The organism is Pseudomonas entomophila (assembly GCF_029193575.1).
In the GTDB taxonomy this organism is placed as follows: domain Bacteria; phylum Pseudomonadota; class Gammaproteobacteria; order Pseudomonadales; family Pseudomonadaceae; genus Aquipseudomonas; species Aquipseudomonas entomophila_G.
The window spans coordinates 142,655-165,003 of sequence record NZ_JARGCS010000030.1; the positions used below are offsets into that span (position 1 = coordinate 142,655).

Consider the following 22,349-nt stretch of genomic DNA (forward strand, 5'->3'; position numbering starts at 1 on the left):
GGGAAACTCGGGCAACGGGATCGGCGTATTTCATCAGATTTGGGAAGTCTTCTTCAGAATTTCCTTAGTGGCTCTTATTGGCTAGCCGCAGATTCAGTTCGCCAAACAGGTCGCGCTTAGCGTCTACTGTGAGACTGTGACCAACACCAGGGTATACTTTGACCTGCAGGTTCTGTTTGCCATGTATTGAGAATTGGCGCTGCAGATAATGCACGGAGGCCAAGGGTTGACTATCGTCCTGTTCCCCCACGCCGATCAAAATGGGAATGTCTACCTTGAGGTAATCCGGCATAGGATCAAAATCCAAAATATCCGTCCACCAGTAGACGGGATTTCCGTACCAGTTGTCGTTGAGGTCGATGGGCTTGTCTGCATATTCCAGTGCAAAGGCATCGACGTCAGGCACCTGACCTGGCGCAGCGTGCTGCCTCATCACTTGGAGAGACTTGCGCATGGTGTAACCACCACTGCCGATGACAACTAACTGGGTGACGTGCGGATTCAGCGATGCTGCGTGAACCGCAGCATCGGCTGCTTCTGAGACACCAATCACGACAACATTTCTAGGACTGAAATCAAGCTGCTTGAGCTTGCTATTGATGAATGCAGAGAAGTCCTTCATGCGCTGCTCAGAGACATTGGCTTTGATGAAATCCTCGCCACAGGTAGTCTCATTGTCCAAATCGCCCACATATCGCTTGTTCAAGGCAAATAGCACGCCGTTAAAGCGAATGGCTCTAAAGTAATCGGGCGTGTAATGCTTCATGCTGACGCAGCCTGTCGCTCCGTATGTGAATAACACTGTGTCGCGTTGCTGCACATCCCCGGCATTGGCTTGGTAGTACAAGGCTGACACTCCGTCGGCATAGGTCATCGTCTGTGCGGGGAGTGCCTTGGCTTCCAGCTTAGGCCCCTGTTGGCAGGCCATCAAAAGCAGGGTCGCTCCTACTACGCTCAGTGGGCGAATTATTGGATTCATACATATTAGATTTTTTGAAATAAAGGCACATTATACCGCAAAAGCCATGGATCAGTGGCGTTATCTGCCGCATCCCGGACGATCATAGGATGGTCTGAAGTAGACCGCTGTTTTTCGACTGTCGGCCTGCAAATGTCGGCGGGCCATCCACAGATTCGACAGGGTAAATAGCGTCACCCTCTGCGTAGCATTCTTGGCCAATCCCCGGAAGCGCACCTTCGTGTAGCCAAACTGCCGTTTGATCACGCGGAATGGGTGTTCGACCTTGGCACGGATTTGGGCCTTGGCCTTTTCGATCTTGCGTAGCGCTTTGTATAAGGCACTGCGCTTGCCGTGTTTCTTGTAAGTGCTCCGCCGAGCCGCAATCTGCCAGATGACTGCACAACCTTCATGTTCAGGGCGATTTTCGACCCCGGTATACCCGGCGTCGGCGCACACAACGTTTTCCTCGCCGTGCAGCAGTTGGTGGACCTGAGTGACGTCCGCAACATTTGCCGCCGTAACCACCACGCTATGTACCAGGCCCGACTCTTCGTCGGCACCAATATGGGCTTTCGCGCCAAAGTAATACTGGTTGCCCTTCTTGGTCTGGTGCATTTCCGGGTCGCGCTTCCCGTCCTTGTTTTTGGTCGAACTCGGTGCGTGGATCAGCGTGGCATCGACAATGGTGCCTTGGCGCAGCGACAGGCCGCGATCTCCCAGGTAGCCGTTGATCAGCGCCAGAATTCCGGCCGCCAGTTCATGCTTTTCCAGCAGGCGACGGAAATTGAGAATGGTGGTTTCGTCGGGGATGCGCTCCAGGATCAGCCCCGAGAATTGGGCGCAGGATGGTGGTTTCGTACAGCGTTTCCTCCATCGCCGGATCGCTGTAGCCGAACCAGTTCTGCATCAGGTGCACGCGCAGCATTGCCATCAGCGGGTAGGCCGGACGACCGCCTTCGCCCTTCGGATAATGCGGCTCGATCAGGGCGATCAAACCCTGCCACGGCACCACCTGATCCATCTCGATCAGGAACAACTCCTTGCGGGTCTGCCTGTGTTTACCGGCGTACTCGGCGTCGGCGAAGGTCATCTGCTTCATCGGGAAACTCGGGCAACGGGATCGGCGTATCTCATCAGATTTGGGAAGTCTTCTTCAGAATTTCCCTAATCAATCATTAAGTTTGCCTTCATGGCGCTTGCAGCCATCTTCGGTTTTTCCTGGCAGCCCCAGTCACTACGCTTTCCAGGCTGCCCAGAACGATAACCCCATGCGGGCTCTGAGGAGATCATCCATGGTCCACACCCTGAAGATCAACGGCCGCGAGCACCAGGTCGAGGTCGATGACGACACGCCACTGCTCTGGGTCCTGCGTGACATGCTTGGCATGACCGGTACCAAGTTCGGCTGCGGCATGGCGTTGTGCGGTGCCTGCACCGTGCATATGAATGGCAGCGCGATTCGCTCGTGCATGATGCCGGTCAGCGCCCTGGCCGGGGCCAGCATCACCACCATCGAAGGCGTCGGCGACAGCGAGCTGGGCCAGCGCGTGCAGGCCGCCTGGCTCAAGCACGAGGTGGTGCAGTGCGGCTACTGCCAATCGGGGCAGATCATGTCGGCCACCGCCTTGCTGGCCAGCAACCCCAAACCGGACGACGCCGCCATCGACGGCGCCATGGGCGGCAACATCTGCCGTTGTGGCACCTATGTACGCATCCGCGAGGCGATCAAGACCGCCTCCGGCCAGGTGGAGGTGTGACATGACCCGTCACGAACCGTTGTCGCCACTCAGCCGCCGGGGCTTTCTCAAGGCCAGCGCTGCCGTCGGTGGTGGGCTGCTGATCAGCTTCGCCCTGCCGGTCGGCGTGCGCGCCGCCGATGCGCCGGCCACCGCCTTCAACCCCAACGCCTACGTGCGCATCGACCGCGCAGGGCGGATCTTCCTGACCATCCAGCCGGTGGAGATGGGGCAGGGCACCTACACCTCGATGCCCGCGCTGATCGCCGAGGAGCTGGAGGTGGGCCTGGACCAGGTCACCATCGAGCACGCGCCGGCCGACGACAAGCGCTACGCCAACCCGATGCTGGGCTTTCAGGTCACCGGCGGCTCGACCTCGGTGCCGGGCAACTGGAAACCCCTGCGCGAGGCCGGTGCGGCGGCGCGCATCCTGCTGGTGGCGGCCGCCGCCAAGCAATGGAAGGTCGAGCCGGCCAGTTGCAGGGCCGAGCAGGGCAAGGTGCTGCACCCGGCCAGCGGTCGTCAGCTGGGCTATGGCGAACTGGTGGACGCCGCCGTTGGCCTGCCGTTGCCGGAGCTGATCCCGCTCAAGGACCCGAAGGACTTCAAGCTCATCGGCACCCCGGCGCCGCGCACCGACGCCCCCGGCAAGGTCAACGGCAAGGCGGTGTTCGGTATCGATGTTCACCCCGAAGGTGTCAAGGTTGCCGCGATCCAGCTGTGCCCGGTGATCGGCGGCACCCTGGTCGACGTCGACCCGGCCCCGGCCATGGCGGTCAAGGGCGTGCGCGCGGTGCTCAAGAGCGACAACGCCGTGGCCGTGGTCGCCGACCACCTGGGCGCGGCACGCAAGGGCATGGCCCTGCTGCAACCGCACTGGAACGAAGGCGCCAATGCCAAGGTGAGCAGCGCGCAGATGCTCGAAGCCATGCAGAAGGCTGCCGAGCAACCGGGCGTGCAGGTGCGCACCCAGGGCGATGCCCAGGCCGCGCTGACCAAGGCCGCCAAACGCATCGACGCGGTGTACCAGGTGCCATGGCTGGCCCACGCCTGCCTGGAGCCGGTCAACTGCACCGTGCATGTGCGCAAGGACGCCTGCGAACTGTGGCTGGGCATTCAGGTGCCGGCCCGGGCCAAGGCAGTGGCGGCGAAGCTGACCGGCCTGCCGGAGGAGGCGGTGACGGTGCACAACCACCTGATCGGCGGCGGCTTCGGCCGGCGTCTGGAAGTGGATTTCGTCAGCGACGCGGTGAAGCTGGCCAGGCAGGTCGACTACCCGCTCAAGGTCATCTGGTCGCGCGAGGAAGACACCCGCCACAGCACCCTGCGCCCCTACCACTACAACCACCTGAGCGCTGGGCTCGACGCGCAGGGCCAGCCGGTCGCCTGGACGCACAAGGTCACCGGCGCCTCGATCCTTGCGCGTTGGGCGCCGCCGGCGTTCGTCAACGGCATCGACCGCGACGCCATCCGCGACGCCTGCGGCCCCTACGCGTTCCCCAACCTGGCGGTGCACTATGTGCGCCACGAGCCGCCCACCGGCATCCTGCCGGCGTTCTGGCGCGGGGTCGGTCACACCCAGAACGCCTTCATGGTCGAGGGCTTGATGGATGAGCTGGCGCACCTGGCCGGCAGCGACCCGTTCGCTTTTCGCGCGCCTCTGCTGCAGGCCCACCCACGGGCGCTGAAGGTGCTGGAGACGCTCAAGGCCAAGGCCGACTGGGACCAGCCACTGCCGCCCGGCCAGGGCCGGGGCCTGGCGCTGACCTATTGCTTCAGCACCTACGCCGCCCAGGTGGCGCAGGTGAGTGTGGACGACGCCGGCAACGTCAAGGTCGAGCGGGTGACCACGGTGGTGGATTGCGGCATCGCCATCAACCCCGACAGCGTGGTAGCGCAGATCCAGGGCGGCACGCTGTTCGGCTTGACCGCCGCGCTGTTTGGCAACATCACCTTCAAGGACGGGCGGGTGGAACAGGGCAACTTCGACACCTACCGCTTGCTGCGCCTGAACGAGGCACCACGCATCGACACCTTCCGCATCGACAGTGGCGAATCGCCGGGTGGCTTGGGCGAGGTGTCGACAGTGACCATCGCCCCGGCGGTGGTCAACGCGCTGTTCGCCGCCACCGGCAAGCGCCTGCGCAGCCTGCCGATCGACCCGCAGGCCCTGCGCAAGGCCTGAGCCTCAATCGCGCAGCGCACCCAGGGCATCGTGGATGGGCGCGCTGCGCTGGCGCAGCGGGCGACCGTCGCGGCGGTTGAAGCAGGCGGTGATCTCGGCCAGCACCGACAGCGCCACCGCCTCCGGGCCTTCGGCGCCGATGTCCAGGCCCATGGGGTAGTGCACCCGTTCGCCACGGGCGCCGAGTTCGCCGAGCAGCCGCTCGGTGCGCTCGCGTGGGCCGAGCTGGCCGATGTAGGCGCTGCCGTGCGCCAGGGCCTGGCCCAGCCAGTGGCGGTCCTGGCTCAGGCTGTGGCTCATCACCACCACGGCGGCGCCTTCCAGCAAATCGCTCAGGTCGCCGGCTGTTTCCAGGGCGCGATGCAGCACTTCGCGCGCCTCGGGGAAGCGCTCGCGGCGGGCGAAATGGCTGCGCGCATCCACCACGCTGACCTGCCAGCCTTGCTGTGCGGCCATGCGCACCAGGGGCTGGGCATCGTGGCCGGCGCCGAACAGCACCAAGCGGGGCGCTGGCGCCAGGTATTCGAATAGCACTTCGCACTGCCGGCCGGCCTGGGTGTAGACCTGGGTGGCGTTGCGTCGCTGGGTCAGCAGGTGGCGCAGGTCGTCGGCGAGCCGCTCGGCTAGCACGCCATGTAGCCCTGCGGGCAGCCGGATGCCTTGGGCGTCGAGGCAGGCGCGAAGGCCCAGGGGCAGGGCGATGAGGTTGCTGTCTATGACCGTGGCCAACACCGCCGGATGCTGCGTGTCGCGCACCTGGCGCAGCAGGCGCGCGGGCAGGTAAGCGTTGTCCAGGCGTTCCAGCAGGATGCGTACCGTGCCGTTGCAGCCCAAGCCGAAGGCCAGCGCCTCCTCCTCGTCGGCATCACCGTCCTTGATCCCGGTGCGGTAGGTGCGCAGCACCGGTTCGCCGGCCTCGGTCAGCCACCAGGCGCGGCGGGCCAGTTCACCCTCCAGGCAGCCGCCACTGACCGTACCCACGGTGCCGCCATGGCGGGCGATGAGCATGCGTGCCCCGGGGCGTCGATAGGCCGAGCCTTCTACCTTGACCACCGTGGCCATCACTGCCTGTTCGCCGTCCCGCGCCAGGGCGTCCAGGGCTGCGAGCAGCCTGTCGATTTCATTCATGCTCGGGGTATCCGCTTCGCGTGGGTCGAGCCTCGATTATTCAACAGGACCGCGCCCGGATCCGCCGGGTCGCGCTGCAAGAGGCTTGAAGCGCGGCTTCACAGTCTCAGCCCAGGGCGCGCAGGCGGGCGCGGTCGTTGAGCGGCGAGCAGCCGAATTGCCGGCTGTATTCGCGGCTGAACTGCGAGGGGCTTTCGTAGCCGACCTGGTAGGCGGCGCTGGCGATGTCCAACGGTTGGCTCAGCAACAGGCGCCGCGCCTCCTGCAGGCGCAGCTGCTTCTGGTATTGCGTGCGAGTGACGGAAGGCCGGGCACTGGCGCCAGGGCCGGAGCGGCTGTGGGCCGATATCCCATCGTTGGCTTACCGGCCTCGGCCGTTACTGTTACTTCGGGAAATCCGTCGACATCGCCAACTCACGCCACTGCGCCAGTTCCCCTTCGACGAACGCATGCTTGGCCTCGATCCGTGCCACCGCATCACTACCCAGCGGCAGGCGCAGCGGTGGCTGTTCGGCGTTGGCCAGGGTCAGCATGGCCTTGGCGAACTGGTTCGGGTCACCGGGCTGCGCATGGTTGACGGAGGCCGCGAAGGTGCGCATCTGGCCCACGGTCTCGCCGTAGTCGGGCAGTTCCAGGGCGGTCTTGACCAGCGACTGCTCATCGAGGAAGTCGGTACGGAAGAAGCCCGGCTCGACCACGGTGACCTTGATGCCCAGCGGCGTCAGTTCCTGGTGCATGGCCTCGCTGATGCCTTCGACGGCGAACTTGGTCGAGCCGTATACGCCCCAGCCCATATAGCCCTGGTAGCCACCCAGCGACGAGATGTTGATGACGTGGCCGCTGCGCTGGCGGCGCATGTGCGGCAGCACCGCTCGGGTCACGTTGAGCAGGCCGAACACGTTGGTGGCGAACAGGCCTTCGACTTCGTGGGCGTTGGTTTCCTCGACCGCGCCCAGCACGCCGTAGCCGGCATTGTTGATCAGGATGTCGATACGCCCGAAGCGCTTGATGCCATCGGCGACGGCTTGATGGGCGTCGTCCTCGCGGGTCACGTCCAGGCGCACGGCCAGCAGGTTGGGGTGCTGGCCCAGGCGGGCCACGATGTCTTCAGGTTTGCGCGCGGTGGCGATGACCGCGTCGCCGGCCGCCAGGGCCTGTTGTGCGATCAGGGTGCCAAAACCACGGGAAGCGCCAGTGATGAGCCAAGTACGCATGTCAACTCCTCCTGTTACGGACCCTGCACCGTGCAGGGCCTTCTCGATGAGTTGACGCTACTGTAGGGCGTGCCTATTTCTGCGATAATCCCAATAATTTTTCATTGTCTTATGAGAGTTTTTCATCAATGAAGGCGCCCGGCACCCCCGACCTTTCGCTGTTCCTGTGCATCGCCCGGCACCTTAATTTCAGCCGTGCCGCCGTCGAGCTGGGGCTGACCCCATCGGCCCTGAGCCATGCCTTGAGGGCCCTGGAAACCCGCCTGAACGTGCGCCTGTTCAACCGCACCACCCGCAGCGTGGCCCTGACCGAGGCCGGTGAGCGCCTGTACCAGCGGCTACAGCCAGCGTTTCGCGATATCGCCGATGCGCTGGAAGACCTCAACAGCTTCCGCGACAAGCCCTCCGGCAACCTGCGCATCACCGCCGGGCGCGCCGCGGTGGAGCTGGCGTTGTTGCCGCTGGCCAACCGTTTCCTCGCCGCCTACCCGGATGTGCGTTTGGAGATCGTCGCGGACGATGCGCTGGTGGACATGGTCGGTGCCGGGTTCGATGCCGGGGTACGCTTGGGCGAGCGATTGCAGGCGGACATGGTGTCATTGCCGATCGGGCCGTACCTGCGCTCGGTGGTGGTCGGCGCGCCGGCCTTGTTCGAGCGTCACCCGCTGCCGATGCAGCCGCAGGACCTGCGGGGCTTGCCGTGCATCGGCCATCGCTTTCCCAGTGGCGCGCTGTACCGCTGGGAGTTCGAGCGCGGTGGTATGCGTCTGGAAGTGGATGTGCAGGGGCCGTTGGTGTTGGGAGACCTGACACTGATGATCGGCTCGGCACTCGATGGCGTGGGGCTGGCCTACGTGTTCGAAGACATGGTGCGTGAGCACCTGGCCAGCGGGCGGTTGCTACAGGTGCTGGGAGACTGGTCGTATTACTATCCGGGGTTTCACCTGTACTACCCGAGCCGTCGCCAGGTGCCGGCGGCGCTCAAGGCGTTCATCGAGTTCGCCCGTGGGCATCGGGATGTGCCGTCCTGAACATCGCGCCCTCCTTGGCGTGCGTCGGCAGAACAGCGCATGATGCGCCCATGCCTCGAATCTCTGCGTTGCACGCCCTTCGCCGCAGCCTGCGCCCAGCCTCGCACCTGACCCTGTGGCTGCGCTACCGCGCGCCCTATCACTGGCCTTCGACCCTGGCTTTTTTCGCCGCCCGCTGCATCCCCGGCATCGAGACCTTCAGCAACGGTGTCTACCGGCGCAGCTACGTGCATGCCGGGTATCACGGCCTATTGGAAGCACGCCCCGTCGACGGCCGTTGGCTGCAGGTGTGCGTCACGCCCACGCCCTTGGCGCAACTGCCGGGGCTGGTGGCGCGCTTGCGGCGGGTCTTCGACTTGGATGCCGACCCCCTGCGCATCGCCAAGGCGCTCGGCCAGGACCCGTTGATGGCACGCCTGCTCGCCGCCCGGCCGGGGCTGCGTGTGCCGCGCGGTTGGGACCCGTTCGAGCAGGCCATGCGCACCGTGCTCGGCCAGCAGGTCAGCGTGGCAGGCGCCATGACCTTGGCCGGGCGCCTGGTGATACGCCATGGCCGGCCTTTCCAGCTCCAGGCCCCAGGGCTCAGCCACGTGTTTCCGCCCGCTGCAGCGGTCGCCAGCGCCCAGCTCGATGGCTTGGGCATGCCGCGCGCACGTGCCGCGACGCTCGCTACCCTGGCCCAGGCGCTGATCGACCAACCCGGGCTGCTGCGCCCTGGCCAGCCGTTGGCCGCAGCCGTGGACGGCTTGTGCCGCCTCAAGGGCATCGGCCCGTGGAGCGCCCATTACCTGGCCTTGCGCCAGGTCGGCGCCGACGATGCCTTGCCGTTGGGGGACGTTGCGCTGGCCAAGGCCTTGCGCCTGCTGGAGGGGCATGAGGCGCAGCTGGCCGAGCGCGCACTGGCCTGGCGACCGTGGCGCGCCTATGCCGCGCAGCACCTGTGGGCGTCATTGGCCGATGTGCAGCCAACGAGCGCCGACCGCCCGTCGCCCCGACGCCGCAACTGATCGAACGGGGCAGGGGCCATGGGGTTCTTCCGCTAAGGTGCTAGAGGATCCCGCGCGCGATCATTAGCCCCGGCGAATGGACTGCCGCTTGGGCATGCGCATTATCAATTGGCACCTCGTCCGCAGAGCGCGTACCACCCAATAACAGGCCGTCCATACAGAGAGGTCGTACCATGTCGTTGATAGGCGTTTCGATGCTAGAGATGCGGCAGATGATCGAGCAAGCCTGCCTGCCCGACCGCTGCGAGGTGTCCTGCCCGGATGGCACCAGCCTGACCATTCGCCTCGGCCAGGGCCAGAGCCTGGATGATTGCCTGACCCGAACCGGCGTGCCCCTGGACAGCCTCAACAACTGCCGCGATGTCGTCGACCTGGTGGCGCAACTGCGCAAGGAGCAGCGCCTGGGCCACCCCCACGTGCTCAAAGCCAGCGCTTGAGCGCTACTGCGCCTGGGGTCAGCCTAGGCTGGCCGGGCGCACGTATTCCGGCATCAAGCCAGACCAGAACAGGATCATCGACACTAGGATGGTCACCAGCAGCAACAACCCCACGCCCCACACGCAGGTCGAGAACAGCAGCGCCTGCTCCTTGCGCAGGCGCAGGAAGGTCTGCAAGCCGCCATACAGCAGCACGGTGGCGTAGGCCGAGGCGGCCAGCAGCACCAGCACCGCCAGCCAGCGCATGGGCACCAGCCCCACCACCCCGGCCAAGAACCATGGCGTCGCGCAGTAGGCGGCGAAGCCGATGCATTGGTTCAGGCTGGGTTCGGCGTCGAAGCCGCGAGACATCCAGCGAATCATCACCCCCATGAGCATCACGCCAACCACGGTGGTGGCGTATAGCAGCCCAGCCAACTGCGCGGCGCTGGTCAGCCCTAGGCGCACATTGTCTTCGCCGGCCAGGCTCCAGCCGAAGGTGGTGGTGCCGACGAACAGGCACAGCGCCGGGACCAGCGCCAGGGCCAGCAGGCGCGGCAGGTATTGTTGCGGGTGGGCTTCCTCGGCGCGGCGGATATCCAGCCAGGCGTCGGCGGGGTGGGTGAAGAGCTTGAGCAAGGGGCTGTTCATGGCGGTCTCCTCCAGGGGCGGGCCCTCTAGCGTATGGAGACGCGTGGATCACGGCAGGTTCACCCGGGTTTGCCGCCGTTGATCGCCTATTGCAGTTCCAGCAGCAGGTTCAGGCCACCGTCACCGCATTTGCCGTGGTCGCGGACCACACCGCGGTAGGTGCGCCCGTCCCAGGTGAAGGCGACGCTGTGGGCGCGCTCGACCTTGTCGGGCAGCGGCGGCAGGATGTGCAGGCGCATCGCCGGGCGACCTTGTAGGTTGAGGGCCGCCAGTTGGACTTGGCACTCGACGCTCAGGGCGACCGGACCGAACAGGGTATCGCGCACGTAGTCCAGTTGCAGGCTGTTGCTGGGGGCGCGGCAGGGCTTTTTCATGGCTGCTGTGGCCGGTTGGCGTTGCACATGGGCGGGCTCCTGGTGAAAGGCGCGGTGCATCGTTGTTTTGAGGCTGTCGGGGCTGGGATGTTCAAAGTTTTTTAGCGGGGTGGCGGCCCTGTCGCGGGGCGAGCCCCGCACCTACCCGCTATATCTGGGAGCTGCGCTGTACCTGTGGGAGTGGGCTCGCCCCGCGATAGGGCCGGCAGCCAAAACCAAAACGCCTCAGGGCTGACGCTCCGCCACCGCCCGCAGGGTCTTCAGCGTCACCATCGGCGCATCCACCACGAACCGATTGGCCAACCACCCTGGCACCGCGCCGGCCGGGTCGGCCTGCAGCTGGTAGGTCACTTCGGTGTCCTTCTCGCCCATCGGCTTCATGATCCACTCACCGTGCAGCTGGCGCACGCGAATCAGCCCCGGCTCGACCGGCACCTTATCCGGGTCGGCGCTCAGATGACGCACCAGGGTGCCATCGTCGAGCCGCTCGCTGCGTACCCGCAGCACCATGTCGCGTGCCTGCGCCGGCCAGGGCAGGTCGGTGGTGAGGTAGACCCAGGTGCTGTCGCCGTCCACCTCCAGCAGGCGCATCTGCTCGCAGGCGTACAACCACTTGCAGGCCACGCGCAGGTTTTCCTGCAGGTCGGTCAGGGTGCGTACGCTGGCCTTGATGCGGGTCACGCCACGGAACTGCTTGTAGGGGGAACCCGGCACGTCGGCGAGGTAGACGTCGATGTCGTGGGCCTGGGTGTCCATGTGCCAGTCGTCGGCGCGCGGCGCCGTGACGGGCAGCAGCAGGAGCAGGGCGAACAGCAGGCGGGGCAGGGTCATGGGAGGGCGCCGGCAAGGAGGGGGAATCCAGTATGCGCGGCGAGGATGAAGCCTGTCATGAAGGTTGCTGCGTCGGGCTGCTTTGCAGCCCCTTCGCGACACAAGGCCGCTGCCACAATGGCCTGTCTTGGGCCTGTGGGCAGCGGCCTTGCGGGCCTTAGCGCTGCGGGTTGAGCGTCAGGTGCACGTGGCGGTTGACGTCCTTGTACAGCAGGTAGCTGAACGGGCCTGGGCCACCGGCGTAGCAGGCTTGCGGGCAGAAGGCGCGCAGCCACATGAAGTCGCCGGCCTCGACCTCGACCCAGTCCTGGTTCAGGCGGTACACCGCCTTGCCTTCCAGCACGTACAGGCCGTGCTCCATGACGTGGGTCTCGGCGAACGGGATCACGCCGCCCGGCAGGAAGGTCACGATGTTCACGTGCATGTCGTGGCGCATGTCGGCCATGTCGACGAAGCGGGTGGTGACCCAGCGGCCTTCGGTGCCCGGCATCTCGATGACCGTGGCGTTGTCGCGGTGGGTGACGAAGGACGGCGGGACTTCCAGGCCCTCGACCTTCTGGTAGTGCTTGCGCAGCCAGTGGAAGGTGACGTTGGCCTTGCTGTGGTTGCGCAAGCTCCATTCAGCGCCCGGGGCGATGAAGGCGTAACCGCCTGGCGCCAGGGTGTGTGGCTTGCCTTCCAGGGTGATGTCCAGCTCGCCCTCGACCACGAACAGCACCGCTTCGGCGTTGGGGTCCAGCTCAGGGCGCTCGCTGCCGCCTTCCGGGGCGACTTCGACGATGTACTGCGAGAAGGTCTCGGCGAAGCCGCTCAGCGGGCGCGCGATGACCCACATGCGCATCTTGTCCCAGAACGGCAGGTGGCTGGTGACGATGTCACGCATCACACCCTTGGGGATCACGGCATAGGCTTCGGTGAACATGGCACGGTCAGTCAGCAGCTCGGTCTGAGCCGGGTGCCCACCGTGGGGGGCGAAGTAGGAGGATTTCGACATGGACAGTCTCGACTTGTTGTTCTCTCCCCGTGCCGGGAACCGCACCGGCCGGTGCGGCGCAGGGGATGCACGAACAGCATAGGGGCGAGCCTGCGCCATCCACAAATTAAATGTTGGAATACTCGGTATTTGGTGACTGAATGCGTACGCTGCGCCCGGCATGCCCTTCAGGCAATCGGTCGCCTTGGCCGAACAGCTTGTGGCGCAAGGTGCCGTCCTGGTAGGCCAGCGGGTAGCGGCCCCGGCGCTGCAACTCCGGCACCAGCAGGTCGACGACGTGCCGCAGGTCGTCGGGTTGCACGGCATAGGTGAGGTTGAAGCCGTCGATGCCGGTCTGGTCGAGCCAGGTCTCCAGCTGGTCGGCCACTTCGCTGGGTGAGCCCAGCAGCACTGGGCCGCGTCCGCCGAGGCCGACGAACTCGGCGGCTTCGCGCACCGTCCACTGGCGGTTCGGGTCGGCGGCGGTGAAGGCTGCCAGGGCCGCGCGGCCAGCGTCGTTCTCCACGTATTCGATGGGCGCGTCCGGGTCGAGGCCGGCGAAGTCGATGCCGGTCCAGCCCGAGAGCAGCGCCAGGGCGGCGTCAAGGTCGACGTAGCGGCGGTATTCGGCGAAGCGCGCTTCGGCCTGTTCGCGGGTGTCGGCGACGATCAGCAGCGCTTGGGCGTAGATCAGTACCTCGTCGCGTCCACGCCCGGCGACTTCGCTGGCCTGGCGGATGCCGTCGGCGTAGCGGCGCAGCACGGTTGGCGTCGGCCCGCTGATGAACACGCATTCGGCATGGCGCGCGGCGAACTGCTGGCCGCGCGCCGAGGCGCCGGCCTGGAACAGCACCGGGGTCCGCTGGGGGGATGGTTGGCACAGGTGCATGCCAGGCACCTGGAAGTGTTCGCCGGCATGCTGGATCGGGTGCACGCGCGACGGCTCGATGTAACGGCCGGTGTCGCGTTCGAGCAGCACCGCGTCATCCTCCCAGCTCTGCTCCCAGAGCTTGTACAGCACTTCCAGGTATTCCTCGGCCAAGTCGTAGCGCTGGTCGTGGCCAAGCTGGCGCGACAGGCCCAGGTTGCGTGCGGCGCTGTCGAGGTAGCCGGTGACGATGTTCCAGCCCACCCGGCCATCGGTCAGGTGGTCGAGCGTGGACATGCGCCGGGCGAAGGGGTACGGGTGTTCGTAGGTGAGCGAGAAGGTCACGCCGAAGCCCAGGTGCCGGGTCACCCCGGCCATGGCCGGAACCAGCAGGAGTGGATCATTGACCGGCACCTGCACGCCGCCGCGCAGGGCTGCCTCGGGGCCGCCCTGGTAGACGTCGTAGATGCCCAGCACGTCGGCGATGAACAGGCCATCGAACAGGCCGCGTTCAAGCAGGCGGGCCAGGTCGGTCCAATAGTCGAGGCGGTTGAACGCCACGCTGGTGTTGCGTGGGTGGCGCCACAGTCCAGGGGACTGGTGGCTGGCGGCGTTCATGCTGAAGGCGTTGAAGCGAATCGGGCGTGGCATGCGACGCTCCTCAGGGCAAGACGGAGGCCGGGTAGACGGCATCGGCCACCGCAAGCTTGCGCGGAATCAGGCCCAGGCCCTGGAAGGTGTCGGCGAGCTTCTGCTGTTCGGCGACGATCTGCGGGGTGATGGCCACGGCATTGTAGTTGCGCCGCTCGCTGGCCACTTGCAGCACGTCGGCGCCGATCCCCAGTTGCGGTGCGAGCAGGGCGGCGACCTCGGCCGGCTTGGCATTGGCCCATTGGGTGGCCTTGGACAGCTCGGCGAAGAAGGTCTTCAACCATTCGCGGTGTTGGTCGGCGAAGGCGGCGGTGGAGAGGTAGAAGGTACGGTTGTTGGACAGCCCGCTGCCGTCGCGCAGGTTCTTCAGTCCCGGCTGGTGCTCGGCGGCGGCGAGGAAGGGGTCCCACAGGGTCACCGCCTCGACGCTGCCCGACTGCAAGGCGGCCACGGCGTCGGCGGCGTTATTGACGTAGGCGGGGGTGATGTCCTGGTAGCTCAGGCCGGCTTCCTGTAGGGCCACGGCCAGCAGGTACTGGGCGTTCCAGCCGCGACCGGTGGCCACGCGCTTGCCCTTGAGGGCTTGCACCGAGGTGATGTGGTCCTGGTCGCGCACCACCAGGCCGATGCCCCGCGGGTAGGGCTGTTCGGCCGCCAGGTACACCACAGGCTTGCCGGCGGCCTGGGCGAACACCGACGGGGCGTCGGCGGCATGGCCCAGGTCGATGGCGCCGGTGCTCAGGGCTTCGAGCACCTGGGGGCCGGCGGCGAATTCGTACCAGCTGACCTTCACCCCTTGTGCGGCCAGGGCTTTTTCCAGGGCACCGCTGCTTTTGAGGATGTTGATGCTGTTGAACTTCTGGTAGCCGATGCGCAGGGTCTTGGCGTCGTCGGCCAGGGCGTCGGCCCAGGGCAGGAGTGCACTGGCGAGGCTGGCCAGCAGGCCGCCGAGCAGCAGGCGGCGCAGGGGGGAGAAGGCGCGGGTGGGCATGACGGGATTCCTTTGCGGGCTAGGGCAGTGTGCACCCAGCGTAAGGAGGAGGGGGTGGGGTTTTCAATTTTTTAATTCCAATTTGTTAGATTGTTTTATTATTTTTATATCCTTTTTGATTTTTGAAGTGGGCGTTTCTCTCGCGGGGTCGACATTTTTTTCACATCACATTGCTAGCATCGCCGGCTCGAACGAGGAGCGGTGAATGATTCAGATTTTGCGCATGCGTGGGGTCCGTATGGGGCTGGCGGCCGGTGCCGGGGTGGTGGCGTGCGCCTTGGGGTTCTTTGCCTGGCAGAGCTTCTACCCGGTGCAGGCCTCCGAGGGCTGGGAGGTACAGGTGCTGCACCGCTCGGTGACCAAGGCCGCTTCGCTGCTGCCGATGGCCGACGGTAGCCTGTTGGTCAGTCGGGAACTGGACGATGGGCGTGGCAGCATCCTCAAGATCACCGCCCAGGGCGACCGTGTGGTGCTGGTCGAGGGGCTGTCCAAGCCCGACGGGATGGTCGCTGCCGAGGGCGGCTGGGTGTTCAGCCAGGAAGGCGGGCGCGCGCCCGTAAGCCTGGCCCGCGATGGTCAGCTCACGGCGCTGTTCGAAGGTGACAGTGTTCAAGGGTTGTGGAACGACGGCGAGCACCTCTATGCCATTGAGGACCGCAAGGGCAATGGCCGGCTGATGCGCTACGACTGGCGCAGTGGCCAGCTCGATGTGCTGCGCTCGGGCCTGACCGAGACCGAAGGCCTGACGCGTTGCGCTGATGGCCGCCTGTTGTATACCGAAAAAGCCGCCGGCACGGTCCGCGCACTGGGTGACGATGGCCACGATCCGGTGCTGGTCGAGGGGCTGCGCAACCCAACGTTCCTGTTCTGCGATGCACGGGGCCTGTGGATCAGCGAAGACTCCACCCATCGCGCGCGGCTGCTGCGCATCGATGCCGACGGCAAGCGCCACACGGTGCTGTCGTTCCTCAAGGCGCCCCAGGCGATCGTGCCGGACGGCAAGGGGAGCTATCTGCTTGCCGAAGGGGGGCGCAACCGGGTGCTGCGACTCACCCCGCCCGAGGCGGCTGCCAGCGAGCAGTTGGCACAGCAGCACTGATCATTTGCGCAGGGCCACCAGTAGCAGCGATTGCGGCATGGCGCTCTGCGGATGCTGCGGCTCCTGCAGGCTAGACAGGGTGTAGCCGGCCAGGTCCAGGGCGTTGAGCCAACTGGACAGGGTGCGGAAGTACCAGGGCATGGGCTGCCAGTCACCCTCGAAGCCGTCGAACGACTCCTCGCGCCAGCCGTCCTGATAGTCGCCGGCGGCCACGCTCCAGGGGTGCAAGGTCTGGATGGCCAGTGCGCCCCCGGGAGCGAGCAGGGCATGCAGGGCGTTGAGCAACGGGAGGATGTCCTGGTGCAACAGGGCGAAGTTGGCGCACACCAGGTCGTAGCCCTGGCCGACGTCGACCTTGGCGTTGGCCAGTTGCTCGTAGGTGGCCAGGTGCACCGCGGCTGAACCGGCCGCTCTGGCGGCGTCGACCAGTGTCGGGTCGCCGTCGACGCCGACCGCCTCGATGCCCCGGTCGGCCAGGGCGCGCAATAGCCAGCCTTCGCCGCAACCCAGGTCGAGTACACGTTCCGGCTGCTGGCCAAGGATGGCCAGCAGGATGGCGCGGTCGGTAACCTGCTGGCGCGATTCGATGCGACCGTTGCGGATCGTCTCGATCCAGGCGCGGGCATTGTGGTGCCAGCTTTGCAGCAGGGAGGAGGTGGGCGAGGGCATGGCATTGGGCCTGGTGGGGTCGACGCTTTCAGCGTAGAGCATCGAAGGCCACTGACGCTTCTGTAGCGGCGGGCTTGCCCCGAAGAGAAGGGCCGCCATTTATACCCCACGGATTGTCTCGCACGCACAGCCCCGGCACACTGCCCCTTCGCATCGAGGAGCAGCGCATGGCACTTTCGAACACCGATTTCACCACCCGTCTGTTGATCGACGCCGGCATCACCCAAGGCATGCGTGTAATGGACGTAGGCTGCGGCAACGGTGATGTCTCCTTGCTCCTGGCCGAACTGGTCGAGCGCGATGGCGCGGTGGTCGGCATCGATCAGTCGGCCCCGGCACTGGACTTCGCGCGCCAGCGCCAAGTGGCGTCCGGCGCGGCGCAACCCTCGTTCGTCGAGTGCGACCTCTACCACTTGCCCGCGTCGCTGGGCCTGTTCGACGCCATCGTTGGCCGCCGCGTGCTGATGTATCAGCCTGATGCGGTCAAGGCGGTGCGTGGCCTGGCACGGCTGCTGCTGCCCGGCGGGGTGATCGTGTTCCAGGAGCACGACAGCACACTCACACCGGCCAGCCTCGAACCCTTCCCGCTGCACCGCAAGGCGCAGAAGTGGCTGCAACGCATGATCGCCCACGAAGGCGCCGACCTGCACATCGGTTTCAACCTGCACCGCATTTTCAGCGAAGCCGGGCTGCAGGTGCAGAGCCTGCGTGCCGAATGCCTGGTACAGACGCCTGATAGCCCTTATGGCCTGGGCGATATCATCCGCGCCTGCCTGCCACGGATCATCGCTCACGGGGTGGCCACCGCGCGCGAGGTGGGCATTGAAACGCTGCAGGCACGTCTGGATGCCGAGCGCCAGCAATCCCAGAGCCTCTACATCGGCGACATGGCATTCGGGGCCTGGGCGTCTAAACGCTGACCAGCGAGAGGCAAGGGGGTTGTCAGACAATAATGATTCTCGTTAATGTAATGTTATTACATAAACGGAGAGCCGTCATGCAAGTGCTGTCATCCCTCAAGCAAGCCAAGCGTCGTCACCGGGATTGCCAGGTGGTCAAGCGCAGGGGGCGGATCTACGTGATCTGCAAGTCCAACCCGCGCTTCAAGGCGCGCCAGGGCGGAGTGAAGAAGAAGCGCGGGTGATGGCGAGGGCCCATGGCGCTATACTCGCCGCCCGTTCGATTGTTATCCGAGTATCACGATGGGTCTTTCCGCTACCGCCACACCTGAACCGCGCCGCGTTGGCGCGCCTGTGATCGCCCTGGCCTTGCTCTTGGCCGGGGCTTTGTTCCTCAATCTCAATGCCGGCCTCACGCAGGTGCTGCTGCTGATCGTGGGCGCTGCCTGGGGCTGACCCTGTACCACGCGGCCTTTGGCTTCACCTCGGCGTGGCGGGTGTTCATCGTCGAGCGCCGCGGTGCTGGGCTGCGCGCGCAAATGGTGATGCTGGCGCTGGCAGTGCTGCTGTTCTTCCCGGCATTGTCGGCCGGCAGTCTTTTCGGTTCCCCGGTCACTGGGCTGGTGGCACCGGCAGGTGTCTCGGTGGTGTTCGGCGCCTTCATCTTCGGCATCGGCATGCAGTTGGGGGGCGGCTGCGCCTCCGGCACCTTGTTCACCGTCGGTGGGGGGAACGCGCGGATGCTGGTGACCTTGCTGTTCTTCATCATCGGTTCGGTCACGGCCACTCACCACGCTGACTGGTGGTTTGCGCTGCCATCGTTCCCGGCCACCTCGCTGGTGAAGGTCTGGGGTGTCGGCCCCGCGCTGCTGGCCAACCTGACCCTGTTCGCACTGATTGCCTGGGTCACCGTGCGCCTGGAGAAGCGTCGTCATGGCGCCTTGGCGTCGCCGGAGACCCGTGAGCACCAGGGCCTGCGTCGCTTCTTGCGAGGCCCCTGGCCACTGGTGTGGGGCGCGATCGCGCTAGCGCTGTTGAACTACGCGACCCTGGCCCTGGCCGGGCGCCCGTGGGGCATCACCTCGGCCTTCGCCCTTTGGGGCGCCAAGACCCTGAGCGCGTTGGGTGTCGAGGTCGGCAGTTGGGCGTTCTGGCAGATGCCGGCCAACGCCAAGGCGCTGGCTGCGCCGCTGTGGCAGGACATCACCACGGTGATGGACATTGGCATCGTGCTTGGCGCCTTGTTGGCGGCTGGGCTGGCCGGTCGCTTTGCGCCGAGCCTGAAGATACCGCTGGCCTCGCTGATGGCCGCGGTGATCGGTGGGCTGCTGTTGGGATACGGGTCGCGGTTGGCCTATGGCTGCAACATCGGGGCGTATTTCAGCGGGATCGCCTCGGGCAGCGTGCATGGCTGGCTTTGGCTGGTGGCAGCCTATATCGGCAACCTGGCGGGTGTGCGGTTGCGACCGTTGTTCTTCGCGGGTGAGCGGCGGGCGCCTGTGTTGAATGGGTGCTGAGCCCATTGAAGTGAACGCGGAGCCTTGGGGCTCCGCTTTTTTTGGGCGCTTATTCTCTAATTCACTTCATAAATTTCTTTTAAATAATTGAATTTCAACGCTTTGCTACTGCATGTTGGGCGCACTGCTCGTAATAGGTCTGCTTGATCGCCACCGGTTTGAGCTGCGATCGGCTGTTGTAGGTCTGCTCGGTGATGCCGAACGCTGTCATGCGCATCCACGGTTTGGGGAACTTGCGCGCCTGCAGCTTCTTGCGCATGGCGTACAGCGTTACCCCGGAAAGCTTGGCTTGCTGGGCCTCGGCGGCGATCTGCGAACCCCAGCCGCAGACCTGGCGTTCGTTCTGGCTCAAGGCCCGAGCCTGGGCACTGAAAGCGGCGGTGGCCAGCAAACAGCCGGCGACGGTGGCTAGAAATACCCGCATGTTGCTGTCCTAAGCGACTGAAGGAGAAGGGAGTTTGCCCTCCCTTCAAACCCTCGGGGGCCAGCAAATTGCCGTCAGCGGGCGAGGCGCGAACGCGGAGCGCGCTGCATCCGAGCCGCAGCGGCTGAAATCCCCGTTGGCTGTATGTGATCGTACAACTGCTTGCGCTATGATGGCGGCTGTCTTTCACAGCGAAACGTACACGGCATGACAGAGCAACAGGTACAGGCCCGGACCCGGCGCAAGCCGCGCAGTCTGGCGCAGGAACTGGTCACGGTGCTGACCGAGCGTATCCGCAGCGGCCAGCTCAAGCGCGGCGACAAGCTGCCGACCGAGTCGCAGATCATGGCCGAGGAGGGTGTCAGCCGCACCGTGGTCCGCGAGGCCATTTCGCGCCTGCAGGCGGCGGGGCAGGTAGAGACCCGCCACGGTATCGGCACCTTTGTGCTGGATGCGCCGAGCACCGGTGGTTTTCGCATCGATCCTGCGACCATCGTGACCTTGCGCGAGGTGCTGGCGGTGCTGGAGCTGCGCATCGCCTTGGAGGTGGAGTCGGCGGGCCTGGCCGCGCAGCGGCGCAGCGACGACGAATTGGCCGGCATGCGCGCGGCGCTGGATGAGCTCAACGAAGGCGCCGCGCACGCATCGGATGCGGTGTCGGCGGATTTCCAGTTCCACCTGCGCATCGCCCAGGCTAGCGGCAACCACTATTTCGCCGACATCATCAACCACCTCGGCACCAGCATCATCCCGCGTACCCGGCTGAATTCCGCGCGCCTGGCCCATGACGACCAGGCGCACTACATGAGCCGCTTGAGCCATGAGCACGAGGCGATCTACGAGGCCATCGCCCGGCGTGATGGCGAAGGGGCGAAGATGGCCATGCGCATGCACCTGGCCAATAGCCGCGAGCGCTTGCGCCAGGCGCATGAGGCGGCCGAGGCGCAAGGGGCCTGAGGTCGGTGTCGCCCCATCGCGCAGCCCGCCCAGACATTCCAAAACCCCATGAAAAAGCCCCGCTTTCGCGGGGCTTGTCTTTATTCGCTAGCGGGCACGATCAAATCGCCCCCTCGCTCCACTGCCCATCCACCAGGCGCCGCAGCCCCAGCGGGTTGCCATCGCGCAAGGCTTGCGGCAGCAATGCCTGCGGGTAGTTCTGATAGCACACCGGCCGCAGGAAGCGGTCGATGGCCAGGCTGCCGACCGAGGTGCCCCGGGCATCGGAGGTCGCCGGGTACGGCCCGCCATGCACCATCGCATCGCACACCTCCACACCGGTCGGGTAGCCGTTGACCAGGATCCGCCCAACCTTCTCTTCCAGCAGCGGCACCAGCCAGGCGAATGTCTCCAGGTCCTCGGGCTCGCCAATCAGCGTCGCGGTCAGTTGCCCACGCAAGCCCAGCAAGGCGGCGCGCAGTTGCTCAGCGTCGGCCACCTCGACGGCCACCGTGGTGGGTCCGAACACCTCCTCTTGCAACAGCGGGTCAGCCTCTACCAACAGGCGCGCATCGGCCTTGAACAGCTGGGCACGGGCCTGGGCTCCTTGTTGGGGCTGGCCAGCCAGGTGCTGGATGCCGGCGTGGGTCCGCAGGTGCTCGAGCCCGGCGACATAGCTGCGCAGGCCGCCGGCGTTGAGCAGCGTCTGGCCGGCCTGCTGTTCCAGGTGCCCGCCCAGTTCGTCCAGCAACTGGCGGTAGGCCGGTGACGCCAAGCCGATCACCAGTCCAGGGTTGGTGCAGAATTGCCCGGCGCCCAGGCACACGGAACCTGCCAGCTCGCGGGCGATGGTCTCGCCGCGCTTGGCCAGGGCCGCAGGCAGGACGATCACCGGGTTGATGCTCGACATCTCGGCGAACACTGGGATCGGCTGCGGGCGCTCGGCGGCCATGCGGCACAGCGCATCGCCGCCTTTCAGCGAACCGGTGAAGCCAACCGCCTGGATCGCCGGGTGCTTGACCAGCCACTCGCCGATGCCGCCACCGAAGACCATGTTGAACACACCCTTGGGCATGCCGGTGCGCTCTGCGGCGCGCAGGATGGCGCAGGCCACCAGGTCGGCGGTGGCCATATGTCCGCTGTGCGCCTTGAACACCACCGGGCAGCCAGCGGCCAGGGCGGCGGCGGTGTCGCCACCGGCAGTGGAGAAGGCTAGCGGGAAGTTGCTGGCGCCGAATACCGCCACCGGGCCGACGCCGATGCGCATTTGTCGCAGGTCTACGCGCGGCAATGGCTGGCGCTGGGGCAGGGCGCGATCGATGCGGGCGCCGAGGAAGTCGCCACGGCGCAGTACCTGGGCAAACAGGCGCATCTGGCCGCTGGTGCGGCCGCGTTCGCCTTGGATGCGCGCGGCGGGCAGGGCGGTTTCGCGGCAGACGATGGCGACGAAACGGTCATCCAACTCGTCCAGTTCGGCAGCGATGGCCTCGAGGAACTCGGCGCGGCGTGCCGGTGGCAGCTGGCGGAATTCCCCGAAGGCCGCAGCGGCCGCGCGGGCGGCCTGGTCGACTTCCTGATCGGTGGCCTGCACGAAGCTGTAGGGCAGGGCCTCGCCGGTACTGGCGTCCAGGCTGTGCAGGTACTGTTGGCCGGTAGCGCTGCGCTGGCCGGCGATGAAGTTGTGGCCGAGGATCTCGGGCATGGGGGGGCTCCTGTCAGGTAATGGGTAGCCCCCTGTAGGCGCGGGCGTCCGGCTAGGCAATCGAGGTGTTGCGGCTGACGCTATCG

General features: G+C 65.8%; 21 protein-coding genes and 3 pseudogenes. 10 read left to right on the forward strand and 14 right to left on the reverse strand.

Going from position 1 to position 22,349, the window contains the following annotated elements; all coding sequences use genetic code 11:
* Nucleotides 1–64: 64 nt before the first annotated feature.
* Both P0Y43_RS13900 and P0Y43_RS13905 read right to left on the reverse strand, forming a co-directional pair.
* Entirely contained in the window at nucleotides 65–928 is an 864-nt protein-coding gene (locus P0Y43_RS13900) for a dienelactone hydrolase family protein (RefSeq protein WP_275637826.1), read from the reverse strand.
* Between the two features lie 111 nt (nucleotides 929–1,039).
* Nucleotides 1,040–2,060: pseudogene (locus P0Y43_RS13905) on the reverse strand (IS5 family transposase).
* 193 nt (nucleotides 2,061–2,253) lie between these two features.
* On the opposite strand from P0Y43_RS13905, the gene P0Y43_RS13910 reads away from it, so the two are divergent.
* Together P0Y43_RS13910 and P0Y43_RS13915 are read left to right on the forward strand one after the other, a co-directional pair.
* The gene (locus tag P0Y43_RS13910; RefSeq protein WP_275637827.1) at nucleotides 2,254–2,718 is read left to right on the forward strand and encodes a (2Fe-2S)-binding protein; all 465 of its coding nucleotides are present in this window, start codon (nucleotides 2,254–2,256) and stop codon (nucleotides 2,716–2,718) included.
* 1 nt (nucleotide 2,719) lies between these two features.
* Complete coding sequence (locus tag P0Y43_RS13915; protein ID WP_275637828.1) at nucleotides 2,720–4,882, forward strand: xanthine dehydrogenase family protein molybdopterin-binding subunit; 2,163 nt, start codon at nucleotides 2,720–2,722, stop codon at nucleotides 4,880–4,882.
* A gap of 3 nt (nucleotides 4,883–4,885) precedes the next feature.
* Here P0Y43_RS13915 and P0Y43_RS13920 read toward each other — a convergent pair whose 3' ends face one another.
* From P0Y43_RS13920 to P0Y43_RS13930, 3 genes and pseudogenes are all read right to left on the reverse strand, one after another.
* Nucleotides 4,886–6,010 (reverse strand): XdhC family protein, encoded by a 1,125-nt coding sequence (locus P0Y43_RS13920; protein ID WP_275637829.1) that lies wholly within the window; start codon nucleotides 6,008–6,010, stop codon nucleotides 4,886–4,888.
* A 106-nt stretch (nucleotides 6,011–6,116) separates the two neighbouring features.
* Nucleotides 6,117–6,299 (reverse strand): annotated as a pseudogene (locus P0Y43_RS13925) (helix-turn-helix domain-containing protein); the annotation flags it as partial.
* A gap of 94 nt (nucleotides 6,300–6,393) precedes the next feature.
* On the reverse strand, nucleotides 6,394–7,224 hold the full coding sequence (locus tag P0Y43_RS13930) for an oxidoreductase (protein ID WP_275637830.1): 831 nt from the start codon (nucleotides 7,222–7,224) through the stop codon (nucleotides 6,394–6,396).
* Nucleotides 7,225–7,352: 128 nt separating this feature from the next.
* Here P0Y43_RS13930 and P0Y43_RS13935 point away from each other — a divergent pair, with 128 nt between their 5' ends.
* From P0Y43_RS13935 to P0Y43_RS13945, 3 genes are all read left to right on the forward strand, one after another.
* Nucleotides 7,353–8,255 (forward strand): LysR family transcriptional regulator, encoded by a 903-nt coding sequence (locus tag P0Y43_RS13935; protein WP_275637831.1) that lies wholly within the window; start codon nucleotides 7,353–7,355, stop codon nucleotides 8,253–8,255.
* 50 nt (nucleotides 8,256–8,305) lie between these two features.
* The gene (locus P0Y43_RS13940; protein ID WP_275637832.1) at nucleotides 8,306–9,262 is read left to right on the forward strand and encodes a DNA-3-methyladenine glycosylase family protein; all 957 of its coding nucleotides are present in this window, start codon (nucleotides 8,306–8,308) and stop codon (nucleotides 9,260–9,262) included.
* A 173-nt stretch (nucleotides 9,263–9,435) separates the two neighbouring features.
* Nucleotides 9,436–9,699: a DUF1652 domain-containing protein gene (locus P0Y43_RS13945; RefSeq protein ID WP_275637833.1), complete on the forward strand. Its 264-nt coding sequence runs from the start codon at nucleotides 9,436–9,438 to the stop codon at nucleotides 9,697–9,699.
* Nucleotides 9,700–9,717: 18 nt separating this feature from the next.
* Here P0Y43_RS13945 and P0Y43_RS13950 read toward each other — a convergent pair whose 3' ends face one another.
* The 6 genes from P0Y43_RS13950 to P0Y43_RS13975 form a co-directional block, all read right to left on the reverse strand.
* On the reverse strand, nucleotides 9,718–10,329 hold the full coding sequence (locus P0Y43_RS13950; RefSeq protein WP_275637834.1) for a Yip1 family protein: 612 nt from the start codon (nucleotides 10,327–10,329) through the stop codon (nucleotides 9,718–9,720).
* 86 nt (nucleotides 10,330–10,415) lie between these two features.
* Nucleotides 10,416–10,703, reverse strand: a complete 288-nt coding sequence (locus P0Y43_RS13955) for a hypothetical protein (protein ID WP_275637835.1) — start codon at nucleotides 10,701–10,703, stop codon at nucleotides 10,416–10,418.
* A gap of 225 nt (nucleotides 10,704–10,928) precedes the next feature.
* Nucleotides 10,929–11,528 (reverse strand): START domain-containing protein, encoded by a 600-nt coding sequence (locus P0Y43_RS13960; RefSeq protein WP_430540251.1) that lies wholly within the window; start codon nucleotides 11,526–11,528, stop codon nucleotides 10,929–10,931.
* Between the two features lie 163 nt (nucleotides 11,529–11,691).
* Nucleotides 11,692–12,528 carry a bifunctional allantoicase/(S)-ureidoglycine aminohydrolase gene (locus P0Y43_RS13965; RefSeq protein WP_275637837.1) on the reverse strand — a complete coding sequence of 279 codons (837 nt, stop codon included), beginning with the start codon at nucleotides 12,526–12,528 and terminating at the stop codon, nucleotides 11,692–11,694.
* Nucleotides 12,529–12,634: 106 nt separating this feature from the next.
* On the reverse strand, nucleotides 12,635–14,026 hold the full coding sequence (locus P0Y43_RS13970) for an LLM class flavin-dependent oxidoreductase (RefSeq protein WP_275637838.1): 1,392 nt from the start codon (nucleotides 14,024–14,026) through the stop codon (nucleotides 12,635–12,637).
* Between the two features lie 10 nt (nucleotides 14,027–14,036).
* Nucleotides 14,037–15,017, reverse strand: coding sequence for an aliphatic sulfonate ABC transporter substrate-binding protein (locus tag P0Y43_RS13975; protein WP_275637839.1), 981 nt, complete (start codon nucleotides 15,015–15,017; stop codon nucleotides 14,037–14,039).
* A 205-nt stretch (nucleotides 15,018–15,222) separates the two neighbouring features.
* Between P0Y43_RS13975 and P0Y43_RS13980 the strand changes: the two genes are divergently transcribed.
* Nucleotides 15,223–16,116, forward strand: a complete 894-nt coding sequence (locus P0Y43_RS13980; RefSeq protein ID WP_275637840.1) for a hypothetical protein — start codon at nucleotides 15,223–15,225, stop codon at nucleotides 16,114–16,116.
* On the opposite strand, the gene P0Y43_RS13985 is transcribed toward P0Y43_RS13980, so the two are convergent.
* A complete protein-coding gene (locus tag P0Y43_RS13985; protein WP_275637841.1) occupies nucleotides 16,117–16,785 on the reverse strand; it encodes a class I SAM-dependent methyltransferase in 669 nt (222 codons plus the stop codon).
* 167 nt (nucleotides 16,786–16,952) lie between these two features.
* On the opposite strand from P0Y43_RS13985, the gene P0Y43_RS13990 reads away from it, so the two are divergent.
* The 3 genes and pseudogenes from P0Y43_RS13990 (at nucleotide 16,953) to P0Y43_RS14000 (ending at nucleotide 19,201) form a co-directional block, all read left to right on the forward strand.
* Complete coding sequence (locus P0Y43_RS13990) at nucleotides 16,953–17,705, forward strand: methyltransferase domain-containing protein (protein ID WP_275637842.1); 753 nt, start codon at nucleotides 16,953–16,955, stop codon at nucleotides 17,703–17,705.
* 77 nt (nucleotides 17,706–17,782) lie between these two features.
* Nucleotides 17,783–17,929 (forward strand): type B 50S ribosomal protein L36, encoded by a 147-nt coding sequence (ykgO, locus tag P0Y43_RS13995; RefSeq protein WP_023632134.1) that lies wholly within the window; start codon nucleotides 17,783–17,785, stop codon nucleotides 17,927–17,929.
* A 58-nt stretch (nucleotides 17,930–17,987) separates the two neighbouring features.
* Nucleotides 17,988–19,201, forward strand: a pseudogene (locus P0Y43_RS14000) (YeeE/YedE family protein).
* A gap of 94 nt (nucleotides 19,202–19,295) precedes the next feature.
* On the opposite strand, the gene P0Y43_RS14005 reads toward P0Y43_RS14000, so the two are convergent.
* Entirely contained in the window at nucleotides 19,296–19,625 is a 330-nt protein-coding gene (locus tag P0Y43_RS14005; RefSeq protein WP_275637843.1) for a hypothetical protein, read from the reverse strand.
* A 207-nt stretch (nucleotides 19,626–19,832) separates the two neighbouring features.
* Between P0Y43_RS14005 and P0Y43_RS14010 the strand changes: the two genes are divergently transcribed.
* Nucleotides 19,833–20,582, forward strand: a complete 750-nt coding sequence (locus P0Y43_RS14010) for a FadR/GntR family transcriptional regulator (RefSeq protein WP_275637844.1) — start codon at nucleotides 19,833–19,835, stop codon at nucleotides 20,580–20,582.
* A 100-nt stretch (nucleotides 20,583–20,682) separates the two neighbouring features.
* On the opposite strand, the gene P0Y43_RS14015 is transcribed toward P0Y43_RS14010, so the two are convergent.
* A complete protein-coding gene (locus tag P0Y43_RS14015; RefSeq protein WP_275637845.1) occupies nucleotides 20,683–22,263 on the reverse strand; it encodes an aldehyde dehydrogenase (NADP(+)) in 1,581 nt (526 codons plus the stop codon).
* Nucleotides 22,264–22,349: the final 86 nt, after the last annotated feature.